General features: G+C 73.3%; 13 protein-coding genes. 4 read left to right on the top strand and 9 right to left on the bottom strand.

The window, feature by feature from the left end:
• Positions 1 to 38: 38 nt before the first annotated feature.
• From K1X13_RS11525 to moeZ, 8 genes are all read right to left on the bottom strand, one after another.
• Positions 39 to 338, bottom strand: a complete 300-nt coding sequence (locus tag K1X13_RS11525; RefSeq protein WP_221025197.1) for an MGMT family protein — start codon at positions 336 to 338, stop codon at positions 39 to 41.
• 23 nt (positions 339 to 361) lie between these two features.
• Positions 362 to 910, bottom strand: coding sequence for a hypothetical protein (locus tag K1X13_RS11520; RefSeq protein ID WP_221025196.1), 549 nt, complete (start codon positions 908 to 910; stop codon positions 362 to 364).
• The gene (locus K1X13_RS11515) at positions 907 to 2,202 is read right to left on the bottom strand and encodes a DUF58 domain-containing protein (RefSeq protein WP_221025195.1); all 1,296 of its coding nucleotides are present in this window, start codon (positions 2,200 to 2,202) and stop codon (positions 907 to 909) included. The genes K1X13_RS11520 and K1X13_RS11515 overlap by 4 nt, the downstream gene beginning before the upstream one ends.
• Positions 2,199 to 3,164 (bottom strand): AAA family ATPase, encoded by a 966-nt coding sequence (locus K1X13_RS11510; RefSeq protein WP_221026033.1) that lies wholly within the window; start codon positions 3,162 to 3,164, stop codon positions 2,199 to 2,201. The genes K1X13_RS11515 and K1X13_RS11510 overlap by 4 nt, the downstream gene beginning before the upstream one ends.
• Positions 3,165 to 3,172: 8 nt before the next feature.
• A complete protein-coding gene (locus K1X13_RS11505; protein ID WP_221025194.1) occupies positions 3,173 to 3,676 on the bottom strand; it encodes a hypothetical protein in 504 nt (167 codons plus the stop codon).
• Positions 3,673 to 4,386 (bottom strand): DUF4129 domain-containing protein, encoded by a 714-nt coding sequence (locus K1X13_RS11500; protein WP_221025193.1) that lies wholly within the window; start codon positions 4,384 to 4,386, stop codon positions 3,673 to 3,675. Before K1X13_RS11500 ends, K1X13_RS11505 begins: the two co-directional genes overlap by 4 nt.
• 127 nt (positions 4,387 to 4,513) lie before the next feature.
• Positions 4,514 to 5,380, bottom strand: coding sequence for a hypothetical protein (locus K1X13_RS11495; protein ID WP_221025192.1), 867 nt, complete (start codon positions 5,378 to 5,380; stop codon positions 4,514 to 4,516).
• 201 nt (positions 5,381 to 5,581) lie between these two features.
• Positions 5,582 to 6,772: an adenylyltransferase/sulfurtransferase MoeZ gene (moeZ, locus tag K1X13_RS11490; protein WP_221025191.1), complete on the bottom strand. Its 1,191-nt coding sequence runs from the start codon at positions 6,770 to 6,772 to the stop codon at positions 5,582 to 5,584.
• A gap of 506 nt (positions 6,773 to 7,278) precedes the next feature.
• On the opposite strand from moeZ, the gene K1X13_RS11485 reads away from it, so the two are divergent.
• From K1X13_RS11485 to K1X13_RS11475, 3 genes are all read left to right on the top strand, one after another.
• Complete coding sequence (locus K1X13_RS11485) at positions 7,279 to 7,869, top strand: TetR/AcrR family transcriptional regulator (RefSeq protein ID WP_221026032.1); 591 nt, start codon at positions 7,279 to 7,281, stop codon at positions 7,867 to 7,869.
• A gap of 163 nt (positions 7,870 to 8,032) precedes the next feature.
• Entirely contained in the window at positions 8,033 to 8,257 is a 225-nt protein-coding gene (locus tag K1X13_RS11480) for a DUF3107 domain-containing protein (RefSeq protein ID WP_221025190.1), read from the top strand.
• Between the two features lie 166 nt (positions 8,258 to 8,423).
• The gene (locus tag K1X13_RS11475; RefSeq protein ID WP_221025189.1) at positions 8,424 to 8,705 is read left to right on the top strand and encodes a GlsB/YeaQ/YmgE family stress response membrane protein; all 282 of its coding nucleotides are present in this window, start codon (positions 8,424 to 8,426) and stop codon (positions 8,703 to 8,705) included.
• Between the two features lie 90 nt (positions 8,706 to 8,795).
• Here the strand turns inward: K1X13_RS11475 and K1X13_RS11470 are convergent, their stop codons facing one another.
• Positions 8,796 to 9,590 (bottom strand): ferritin-like fold-containing protein, encoded by a 795-nt coding sequence (locus K1X13_RS11470; protein WP_221025188.1) that lies wholly within the window; start codon positions 9,588 to 9,590, stop codon positions 8,796 to 8,798.
• A gap of 94 nt (positions 9,591 to 9,684) precedes the next feature.
• On the opposite strand from K1X13_RS11470, the gene K1X13_RS11465 reads away from it, so the two are divergent.
• Positions 9,685 to 11,121 carry a DEAD/DEAH box helicase gene (locus tag K1X13_RS11465; RefSeq protein ID WP_221025187.1) on the top strand — a complete coding sequence of 479 codons (1,437 nt, stop codon included), beginning with the start codon at positions 9,685 to 9,687 and terminating at the stop codon, positions 11,119 to 11,121.
• The last annotated feature ends 3 nt before the right edge of the window (positions 11,122 to 11,124 follow it).

The raw sequence follows: 11,124 nt of genomic DNA, 5'->3' as shown, positions 1-11,124 counted from the left end.
TCCCACCAGACGCCGCCGACAGCTCCGGCGGGCCGCCCTCACGCCTCGGGCCACCACATCGCGGCCGGCATGTCCACGCGGCCGCCGGGGCGCAGCGGCGTGCCCTCGTCGAGGTGCCGTGCGCGGGACTCCCCCTCCTTCTCCAGCGGCAGCGTCCCGTCGGCGCGGACCACCCGCCACCAGGGCACCGCGCCGCCGTACGTCGACATCACCCGGCCGACCTGGCGCGGCCCACCAACCCCCACCTGCTCGGCGACGGCGCCGTAGGTGGTGACCCGGCCACGGGGCACCCGCTCCACGGCGGCGAGCACCGCCTCGACGTACTCCTCGTGGTCCACGCGCCACACCGTACCGACGTGGCTCAGGACCGGGTGACGGCGTGCCGGCCCAGCACGACCGCCCAGCCCAGCAGCACGAGCAGCGCCACCGCGAGGACCGGGCCACCGGATGGCAGGTCGAACGCGGCCCCGACGCGGCTGAGCGCCCACACCGGCACCGCCGCGGCCGCCGCCACCGCGCCGCGGACCGCCCACAGCCGGAGCAGGCCGGCGTCGAGGACCACCGAGGTCGGCCCGTACGACGCCAGGGCCGACGCGACGTGCGCCACCAGCAGGCAGCCGGTCGCCACCAGCAGCCACCCGCCCAGCTCGTCCCGGAGCTCGAAGGCCCAGTGGCCGCCGAGCAGCAGGACCAGGGCCAGCGGGGCGAAGGAGTCGGGGAGCACCGCCGCCGCGACCGCGACCACGGCCACCGCGACCAGCCACCACCCCGAGAACGAGGCACCGGCCGCGCCCTCGGCGAGCAGGAAACCGGCCGCGCCGAGCAGCACCAGCAGCCGCAGGGCCGCCTGCTGGGGGCTGAGCCGGCTGAGTGCGTCGAGCAGCCGCTCGGACCGCGCGGAGCCGCTCATCGCCGCACCATCCTGGGTGCGGCGGCCCGGCGGCCGAGTCCGCGCAGCACCTCGTCGAGGGTGCCGGGACCGCGCCACCGGACGACGGGGATCCCGGCCGCCTCGACCTGTCGCAGCAGGTCCTCGCGCTCCAGCAGCCGCATCCGCCAGGCGAGGTGCAGCGCCGGGTCGTCGTCGCCGAGGTCGAGGTCCTCGGGGACCGTGTCGACCACGACGACGGTGACCCCGCCGCTGGCCAGGCTCAGGGTGGCGCCGATCGCCTCCTCGGACAGCATCGGGGAGAGCACGATCGCGACGGTGCCCGGTGCGAGCCCGAACCGGAGCCGGGTCAGGTCCACGAGACGGTCCGCGCCGGGGGTGACCTGGGCGAGCGTGTCGAGCAGCTTGCGCAGGTGGCGAGTGCCCGCGCCCATCGGCAGCACCCCGTGCCGGGCGGTGCCGAGGACCCGGAGCCCGACCCGGTCGCCCTGGCGCAGGTAGTGCTCGGCGACCGCGCCGGCCGCCCGGACCGCGACGTCGAGGCTGCTCGCGGAGCCGTGGATGCCGCGGCCGACGCCGAGGTCCACCACCGCGTCGACGACGAGCAGGATGCTGCTGTCCTCCTCGGCCAGCGTGCTGGTCACGTGCAGGGTGCCGGTGCGCAGCGAGACCCGCCACTGCACCCGCCGTAGCCGGTCGCCCGGGGCGAAGGGGCGGATGGTCGCGAGCTCGCCGCCCTCCCCTTGGCGTCGCGCCGGATGGGTGCCGACCAGGCCGATCGGGTGCGGCGCGGGGCTCCGGGCGTCGAAGCGCCCCGGCGTCGGCAGCGTGAGCAGCGACTGGGCGAGCACCTCGACCGGCCCCCACCGATAGCCCGCCCAGGGGGTGAGTGCGGAGACCAGCCCGTCCCCGACGAGCCGCCGGCCCCAGTGCAGCGACCCGACCGGAACGTCCCAGGTCACCGTGGGCGCACCGCCGGGCACGGTGACCCCGTGGACCCCGCCGGCGGGCCGGTAGGCCAGGAACCGGTGCCGGGTCAGCGCCACGACGGCGTGCTCGACGTCCTCGGCGCCGGTGAGCCGGGCGCGTACCAGCGTGCCCTCCCCCTCGCGGACGCTGGGGTGCACCAGGTCGGTCGCCGCCCGCGGCGGTCGGGCCGGCCGGGTGAGCACGGCACCCGCGGCGCACACCGCCAGCGGCACCGCCAGGACCAGCAGGTCGGGACGCCCGAGGAGCACGGCGGCCACCGCGCCGGCCATCGAGGCGAGGCCGGCCCGGACCAGCGCCGGGGTGGGACGCCAGGGGTGGTTCACGACGCGCCGGGCCCGAACGTCGCGGGTGTCGGCACGCGGCCCAGCACGGCGCGCACCACGGTCTCCCCGGACACGTCGCTCATCCACAGCTCGGGGCGGATCGTGACCCGGTGCGCGAGCACCGCGGGCGCGACCGCCTTCACGTCCTCGGGCACCACGTAGTCCCGGCCGCCCACGACGGCGTACGCCCGGGCCACCAGCATCAGCCCCAGCGCCCCGCGCGGCGAGGAGCCCATCAGCACGTGCGGGTGCTCGCGCGTCGCGGCGGCGAGCGCGACGCAGTAGCGCCCCACGCTCTCCTCGACGGTGACCGTCTCCACCGCGGCCTGCATCGCGAGGAGCCCGGACGCGTCCGTGACGGCCTCGAGGGTCTGCTCCTCGCGCTGCCGCTCGACCCGGCGGCTGAGCACCTGCCACTCCTGGTCCGCGGTCGGGTAGCCGAAGCCGACGCGGGTGAGGAACCGGTCGAGCTGGGCCTCGGGCAGCGGGTAGGTGCCTTCGTACTCGACCGGGTTCGCGGTGGCGAGCACGTGGAACGGCGCGGGCAGCGGGAAGGTCTGCCCCTCGACGGTGACCTGCCGCTCCTGCATCGCCTCGAGCAGCGCGGCCTGGGTCTTCGGCGGGGTCCGGTTGATCTCGTCGGCGAGCAGCAGACCGGTGAACAGCGGCCCCGGGCGGAAGTCGAACTCCCCGCGCTTCTGGTCGTAGATGAACGACCCGGTCAGGTCGGCCGGCAGCAGGTCGGGGGTGAACTGCGCGCGGGTGAAGTCCAGGCCCAGGGTCTGCGCGAACGACCGGGCGGCGAGCGTCTTGCCCAGGCCCGGGAAGTCCTCGACCAGCACGTGCCCGCCGGCCAGCACGCTGCTCAGCACCAGGGTGAGCGCCTCGCGCTTGCCGACCACGGCGCGGGCCACCTCGTCGAGCACGGCCGCGGCCAGGCCGGAGACGTCGGAGACGGACATGGGTGTGCTCACAGCGACTCGATCCTGTCGACGAGGTGGGTGATCCGGGGAAGGTCGAGGCGGGTGGGCCGGTCCGCGAGGGCGGTGAGCTCCGGGCCCATCAGCTCGGCGGCGTGGCCGGGGTCGGTACGGCGGTCCACCCCGTGGTGCGCGAGGAGCCGCTGGTCGGCGAGCGCCAGGAGGTGCCGGGGCAGCTGCTCGTCGAGGCCGCGGGCGTCGAGGTGCCCGGTGACGACCCGGTGCAGCAGGGCCAGCCGCGGGTCCTGCCCCGGCTCCCGGACCGGGTCGTCGTCGACGGTGCGCCAGCCGGTCGGCGTGCTGCGCGCCGAGGCGTCCGTGAACAGCCAGACGGTGGCGCACACGGCGAGGAGCACCAGCAGTCCGAGCAGGGGCTGGACCCGGAGCCCGAAGAACGAGGCGCCCGCCACCCCGGCGATCCACACGCCGGCCACGAAGGCGGTCCGGGAGCGCCAGGAGGTGTCCGGCACGTCGAAGTCGGAGGAGTGGCTCACCGGCGCGGCCCCTCGAGCTCGGCGAGGTCACTGTGCAGCCGGTGCAGCGCCGACCGCGCCGCCGTACGCTCCGGCTCGCCCAGCTCGTGCCGGGAGAACCGCGCCTCCCGGTAGAGGTCGGCGAGCCCCCCGATCGCGCGGGGGTCGAGGTCGAGCAGCCTCAGGACGCGCACGGTGAGCTCGGCGGTGGTCTCCCACGGCTCCCGCCGGACGCCCGCCTCGGCGACGGACTCCTCGACGCGCAGCCAGCAGCGCTGGATCCCGTCCCGGGGCGAGCCCTCCGCGACCGCCTCGAGCTGCGCCGCGCTGCTCTGGGCCAGGGCCGCGGCGACCCGGTGCAGGTCGGGCAGCACCTCGAAGTCGGCCGACTCGGGCGGCTCCGGCGGGTGCCAGCGGTGCCGCCACAGGTGCCGGGCGAGCAGCCCCGCCCCGACGAGCACCGCGACCACCATCACCCAGCCGAGCAGCTCACCGAGCCAGCGCAGGTCCACCACCGTCTCGGTGTCCTCGATCAGCTGCTCGCGCGTGGAGACCGCACCGGGCGGCGCCGTGGAGGTGGGCGACGCGGTGGCGGCCGGCGGCTCGCGGTCGAAGACCCGGGGGGTGCCGCTGACCAGGGAGCCCGGTCCCACCACGGCGGCCCAGGTGAGCACGAGGAGCCCGGCCGCGGCCACGAGCGTGGCCACGGCGCCCGCGCGTCCCCGTGTCATGCCCGCAGCGTAGCGCCGAGCGGGCCGGGGACCGGCGCAACGAAACGGGCCCGGCCACGCCCCCGGGGAGATGCGACAGGGCCCGGCCCCTCAGCGGGGCTGGGCCCTGTCCGGTGGTGCGGTGCGGTCAGAGAGCCGGGGAGAACGGCTCGGTGCCCGCGGCGAGCTCGAGGCCCGCGATGCCCGACGTGCTCTGCGCGAACGCGAGCTCGTGGCTGAGGTCGCCGACCCCGTTGGACCCGGCCAGCGGCGCGATCGCCAGCGTGGAGAGCGTGCCCAGCGCCTTGCCCTCGGCGTCGAGGAAGGCGCTGCCGGAGTCACCGGGCACGCCCGGGCTCACCGTGTAGACCGGGTGGCTCCACCCGTCGCCCTCGGTGCCGAGGCTCGTGCCCTGCTTCGGCGAGAGCTCCTCGACGCCACCGCGGAGGCTGGAGTTGCCGTAGGAGTAGACCGTCTCGCCGGCCGCCGTACCGTCGCTGTCGATGCCCGCCGGGCCGCCCCAGAACGGGACCGAGGGGTTCACGTCCGCGACGAAGGCCGGGTCCACCTTGACCAGGGCGAGGTCGTTGTAGGCGCAGGCGTTCTCGTCGGTGGTACCGGCGTCCTGCATGGCCAGCCAGCTGCTGTAGGCGAGGGTGCCGGTGCCCACGGTCTCGCCCGCGCTGACCAGGCTGCCGCCCTCGACGAACTCCACCTTCGTGCCCAGCGGGAGGGAGCCGGCGTCGCAGCCGTTGGTGTCGGTGGCCTCACCGGTGCCGGCGCAGTGCGCGGCGTAGCCGACGTACACGTTGCCGACGCCGTCGGTGTAGACGAAGTTGGCGGTGCACTGCGCGCCCTCGGTGTACATCTGCACGCCGGGGTGGATCGTGGCCGTGTCGGCGGGGGCCCACGCGGTGGCCGCGCTGCCGGGGGCAGCCGTGGCGGTGACGGTGCCGGCGGCGACGACCGCGCTCGCGGCGAGGGACGTCCAGGCCCGGGTCCGGGTTACCTGCATGTCGTAGCTCCTTCCCAGAGCCTCAGGGGTGTGACCTGCCCAACGAACCCGCCCCGCGAAGGTCACGGTGACGGCCGGGTGGAGGCGCGGTGGAGCCGAGGTGAAGAGCCGGGTGGGATCCGGCCGCAGGCACGACACGGGCCCGGGACCCGGTCTCTCGACCGTGTCCCGGGCCCGTGTGGAGCCTCGGAGGAGGTGGTGTCAGTACGACGGCTGCGACGGGTCGATCTGGTTGACCCAGGCGACCACGCCGCCACCGACGTGCACCGCGTCGCCGTACCCGGCGCCCTTGAGCACCGCGAGCGCCTCGGCGGAGCGCACCCCGGACTTGCAGTGCAGCACGACCGGCTTGTCCTGCGACAGCTTCTCGAGCGCGGTCCCGTTGAGGAAGTCGCCCTTGGGGATCAGGACCGAGCCGGGGATCCGGTTGATCTCGAACTCGTTGGGCTCGCGGACGTCGACGAGCACGAAGTCGCGCTCTCCGTTGTCGCGCTCCTTGAGCATGGTCTCGAGCTGCGTGACCGAGATCGTCGCGTCCGCGGCGGCGTCGGCCGCCTCGGTGCTGATCGCACCGCAGAACGTGTCGTAGTCGATCAGCTCGGTGACCGTGGGGTTCTCGCCGCAGATCGCGCAGTTGGGGTCCTTGCGGACTGCCAGCTTGCGGTACTCCATCTCGAGGGCGTCGTAGATCATCAGCTTGCCGAGCAGCGGCTCGCCGATGCCGGTGATGAGCTTGATGGCCTCGTTGACCTGGATCGAGCCGATCGACGCGCAGAGCACGCCGAGCACGCCGCCCTCGGCGCACGACGGGACCATGCCCGGCGGCGGGGGCTCGGGGTAGAGGCAGCGGTAGCACGGGCCGTTCTCGGCCCAGAAGACCGAGGCCTGGCCGTCGAAGCGGTAGATCGAGCCCCAGACGTAGGGCTTCTTCAGCAGGACGGCGGCGTCGTTGACCATGTAGCGGGTCGCGAAGTTGTCGGTGCCGTCGACGATGAGGTCGTACTGCTCGAAGATCCCCATCACGTTGTCGTTGTCGAGACGCTCGTCGTGCAGGATCACGTTCACGTAGGGGTTCGCCTCGGCGATCGACTCCTTGGCCGAGAGCGCCTTGGACTTCCCGATGTCGCTCTGGCCGTGGATGATCTGCCGCTGCAGGTTCGACTCGTCGACCTCGTCGAACTCCGCGATGCCGATCGTGCCGACACCGGCGGCGGCGAGGTAGAGCAGCGCGGGGCTGCCGAGGCCGCCGGCGCCGATGACCAGGACCTTCGCGTTCTTGAGCCGCTTCTGACCCGACATGCCGACGTCGGGGATGATCAGGTGCCGGCTGTAGCGCCGCACCTCGTCGATCGTGAGCTCCTCGGCAGGCTCGACGAGTGGGGGAAGGGACACGAGTTCTCCTCAGGGTGGACAGTCCGGGGTGCCTTTCCGTAACACCAGGACGTCTCTCCATGTTCCCCGCCGGTGTGGACCAACCCCACGGCGTCCCGCAATCTGGAACGCGCGGCCGGGGCGCGGAAACGGGGTGCACGCGCCCCCGGCCGCGCGTCCGGCCCCGCCACGACCCCGCGGCCACCTGGGGGGTGGCGCGAGGGCCGTGGGGGTCCGCTGAGGCCCCGGGGGGACGACCTCCTCGGACGGGTGGTGGAACGCGCTCCGATCGCACTCTGCTCCCGGCCGGGAAGCCTCGGCAAGGAAAATCTCCGGGGCCCCGGAGCCGCTCGGGGGCTTCCGCGTGGCAATGTCCGGTTCACCCCGGCGGAGCCGGTGAGACGTCCACGCCGGGAGAGGGACGCGGGGTCACCGGCTACCGCGGAGTAGGCTTCTCCGGAGACCGAACCAGGGTGAGAGGCCAGCACTTGAGCACCATCGACGACCAGAAGCCGCGCACCGGGCGGATGCCGCGCAACGCACGCCGCGCCCAGCTTCTCGACTCCGCGCTCGGTGTCTTCGTCGCCCAGGGCTACCACGCCGCGGCGATGGACGACATCGCCGACCGCGCCGGCGTCTCCAAGCCGGTGCTCTACCAGCACTTCCCGGGCAAGCTCGAGCTCTACCTCGCGCTGCTCGACCAGTCCTGCGACACGATCATCGACGCCACCCGCGAGGCGCTAAAGTCCACGGAGGACAACAAGCAGCGCGTCGCCGCCACCATGCACGTCTTCTACGACTACGTCGCCGACGCGCAGGGCGCGTTCCGGCTGGTCTTCGAGTCCGACCTCACCAACGAGCCGGCCGTGCGGGAGCGGGTCGACCGGGTCACCACCGAGTGCGCCTCCGAGATCGCCACGGTCATCCACGAGGACACCGGCCTGCCCGACGAGCAGTCCCGCCTGCTGGCGGTGTCGCTGGTCGGCATGGCCCAGGTCAGCGCGCGGTTCTGGCTCGACGACCCGCGGGACATCCACAAGGCCGACGCCGCCCAGCTCGTGTCGAGCCTGGCCTGGCGCGGCATCCGCGGGTTCCCCCGCACCGACGAGCCCTCCTAGTCCCGCGCGGCTCCGGTCGTGCCCCCGGTTGCGGGACGGCGATAGGGTCGCCGTACGCGGGCAGGTCCCGGACCGCTGCGGCGGACCGACCCGGACCCGGCCCCTGCCACCCGGCCAACGAGCGCCCGGCCCCGCCGGCGCGATGCAACGAGGAGGTCCTCCGATGGAGGTCAAGATCGGCGTACAGAACGCCAACCGCGAGCTGGTCATCGACTCGGACCTGTCCGGTGAGGAGATCGAGGGACTGGTCTCGAAGGCCCTCGAGGGCGACAGCGCGGTGATCGTGCTCGCGGACAGCAAGGGCCGCAAGGTGCTGGTCCCCAAGGACAAGCTCGCCTACCTCGAGCTCGGTTCCCCGGTCGTCGGTCAGGTCGGCTTCCGCTCCTGACCTCCCCGCCGTACGACGGGCCGCCTGCCGGCGCCGCGGCGCGACGGACATTTGACCTCGCAGTCCTTTGTGAACTGCAGGGGTTGGAGGATCATCGAAGCGGGTACCTAGCAGCACCCCCCGGGCGCAATCACGCGCCGCGGGAAGACTGAAAAGAGGTGTCAGCATGGATCTCGGAACGATTCTCTTCTACCTCGTCGTCGGCGCCATCGTCGGACTGCTCGGCAAGTTCATCGCACCGGGCGACAAGGACAACATCCCGCTGTGGCTCACGATCGTCTGCGGTATCGGCGGCATGATCATCGGCGGCTTCATCTACTCCGCCTTCGGCGGTGACGGCAGCGCCGGGCTCGACTGGGTCCAGGGCATCGTCGCGGTCCTGACGGCAGTGGTGCTCGTGATCATCGCATCGACGGTCACCGGCAGGAACACGACCCGCAAGGTCTGACAGCCCCACCCCTGAGGTCTGACAGACACCGGTCAGCAGAGAGCCCCCGGCCAGCGGCCGGGGGCTCTCTCGTGCTCGAAACGGGGTCGCTCAGGGGGCGAGGCCCAGCGCGTCCATCCGCGCGTCGTGGTTCTCGGTCAGCCGGGTGAACATCCGCCCGATCGCGGCGAGGTCCATGCCCGGCCGGTCCACGCCCCCGGCGAGCAGAGCGGACAGCGCGTCCCGCTCGGCGGCGACCCGCTGGGCCTGGGTCAGCGCCTCCCCCATCAGCCGCCGGCCCCACAGCGCGAGCCGTCCGCCGACCCGATGGTCGGCCCGGATCGCCTTGCGCACCCGGTCCACGACGAACTCGGCCTGGCCGGAGTCCTCGAGGCTCTCGATGATCAGGGTGCGGGTCTCGCTGTCGACGAACGCGGCGACCTCCCGGTAGAAGTCCGCGGCGAGCCCGTCGCCGACGTACGCCTTGACCAGCCCCTCGAGCCAGTCCCGCGGCGCGGTGTGCGCGTGGAAGCTGTCGATCGGCTGCTGGAACGGGGTCATCGCCTCGTAGGCGTCGGCGCCGAGCCCGGTGAGCCGGGTGCGCAGCCGGTCGAAGTGGCCGAACTCCCGCGACGCCATCGCCGCCAGCTCGGCCTTGTCCTCGAGGGTGGGCGCCATCTTGGCGTCCTCCGCGAGCCGGTCGAACGCCGACATCTCGCCGTAGGCGATCGCCCCGAGGAGGTCGACGATCGCGGCCCGGTAGTGCGGGTCCTGGAAGGCGACCGGGACGTCCCCGGCCGGGGTCGCGGGCTCGTCGGCGGGGGTCGGCACGGACCTCGCTCCGGACGTCGGGACGGCGGCCGGGGCGAGGGTCGCAGGAGCGGGCTCGAGCGGCGAGTCGGTCATGGCGGCAGCCTACCGATAGAGTGGGGGGAGCCATTGCTTCGAAATGGACGTAGAGAGAACAGGCAAGACCCTGACCACCTTCAGAGAGCTCGGGGTGCTCCCCGAGATCGCCGACGCCCTCGAGCGTGCCGGCATCACCACCCCTTTCCCGATCCAGGAGATGACGCTCTCGGTGGCCCTCATGGGCACCGACCTCATCGGACAGGCGCGCACCGGGACCGGCAAGACGCTCGCGTTCGGCATCCCCGTCCTGCAGCGCACGGTCGCTCCGCACGACCCCGACTACCTCGACCTGGCCGCCCCCGGGAAGCCGCAGGCGCTGGTCATCGCGCCGACCCGTGAGCTCGCGCTCCAGGTCTCCAACGACCTCAAGCTCGCCGGCGCCGACCGCGGCACCCGCACCCTCACCGTGTACGGCGGCGTGGGCTACGAGCCGCAGCTCGACGCCCTCGAGTCCGGCGTGGACATCGTCGTGGGCACCCCCGGCCGTCTGCTCGACCTGGCCAACCGCCGCGCGCTGGACCTCTCGCACGTCAAGTGCCTGGTCCTCGACGAGGCCGACGAGATGCTCGACCTGGGCTTCCTGCCCGACATGGAGCGGCTCATCGCCAAGACCCCCGAGACCCGGCAGACCATGCTGTTCTCGGCGACCATGCCCTCGGCGATCGTCGCGCTGGCGCGCACGCACATGCGCCACCCGATGAACATCCGGGCCGAGTCCGGCGACGCGCAGCAGACCGTGCCGGCGACCGCCCAGTTCATCTACCAGGTGCACGACCTGGACAAGCCGGAGATGATCGCCCGCATCCTGCAGGCCGAGAACTCCGGGCTGACCATCGTCTTCACCCGCACCAAGCGCCAGGCGCAGCGGGTGGCCGACGACCTCGCCGACCGCGGCTTCCCGAGCAGCCCCCTGCACGGCGACATGCAGCAGGTGGCGCGGGAGAAGGCGCTGGCGAAGTTCCGCGACGGCAAGCTCAAGGTGCTCGTGGCCACCGACGTCGCCGCCCGCGGCATCGACGTCGAGGGCGTCACCCACGTCATCAACTACAGCTGCCCCGAGGACGAGAAGACCTACGTGCACCGCATCGGCCGCACCGGCCGCGCCGGCGCCACCGGGATCGCGATCACGTTCGTCGACTGGGCCGACGTGACCCGCTGGAAGACGATCAACAAGGTGCTCGACCTGCCCTTCGAGGAGCCGGTCGAGACCTACTCCACCTCCGAGCACTTCTTCCACGACCAGGGCATCGTCCCCGGCACCAAGGGCCGCCTGGTCCCGGAGAAGCCGGCCGAGGAGCGCAAGCCCCGCGAGGAGCGCGCCGACCGGCCGCGTCGTGACCGGAACCGCACCCGCACCCGCGGCGGCAAGCCCGCGCAGGGTGACGGCACATCGTCCGGCACCGCCTCGACCGCGTCGGACACCGCGGAGACGGCGACCGGTGAGGGCACCTCGAAGCCACGCCGCAACCGGAACCGCCGGCGTTCCCGGGGCGGCTCGTCCGCGGCCGCCGCGTCCTCCTCGGAGTGACAC

The organism is Nocardioides jiangsuensis (genome assembly GCF_019679455.1).
GTDB classification, from domain to species: domain Bacteria; phylum Actinomycetota; class Actinomycetes; order Propionibacteriales; family Nocardioidaceae; genus Nocardioides_C; species Nocardioides_C jiangsuensis.
The sequence above is the reverse complement of the archived record's forward strand: the minus strand, read 5'-3'. Positions and strand labels throughout refer to the sequence as shown.